This window comes from Cupriavidus oxalaticus, assembly GCF_038900635.1.
Classification (GTDB): Bacteria; Pseudomonadota; Gammaproteobacteria; order Burkholderiales; family Burkholderiaceae; genus Cupriavidus; species Cupriavidus oxalaticus_B.
The window spans coordinates 1-445 of record NZ_JAYMRX010000091.1 but is presented as its reverse complement, the minus strand read 5'-3'; the positions used below and the strand labels follow the sequence as shown (position 1 = coordinate 445).

The window sequence follows — 445 nt, the reverse complement described above, 5'->3', positions numbered from 1 at the left end:
AGGCGGGGGTCGTAGGTTCAAGTCCTACCAGACCCACCAAGTTATCCGAAGGGGGATTAGCTCAGCTGGGAGAGCACCTGCTTTGCAAGCAGGGGGTCGTCGGTTCGATCCCGTCATCCTCCACCACCGCTTACGAGCGGGGCGAAATGCCTGGTACCTTGGATTGGTGGTCAAATGAAAGCGCTTCGCGACGCTGAGTTGCGAGTGTTTCCATTTGGCATTGCCAAGCGATCGCAAGATCGGCTGTTCTTTAACAATATGGGATGTAGTAAAGGTGTCGCGTAAGCGTTGATGAGACGCTGCAGTACAAAACGCGACACCGGGTTGTGATTGTATCAACCAAAATGTATTTAAGTGATCGAAAGATGACTTGGAATACGGCACAAATGCGAGAACTCAACCTGTAGTGAGCGTGTCGTTGAGACACACTTGTTATAGGGTCAAG

1 tRNA gene is annotated in these 445 nt (G+C 51.2%); it reads left to right on the top strand.

The features are described from left to right. Window positions 1–50: 50 nt before the first annotated feature. Window positions 51–126: transfer RNA gene (locus VSR71_RS35090), tRNA-Ala, on the top strand. Window positions 127–445 lie beyond the last annotated feature (319 nt).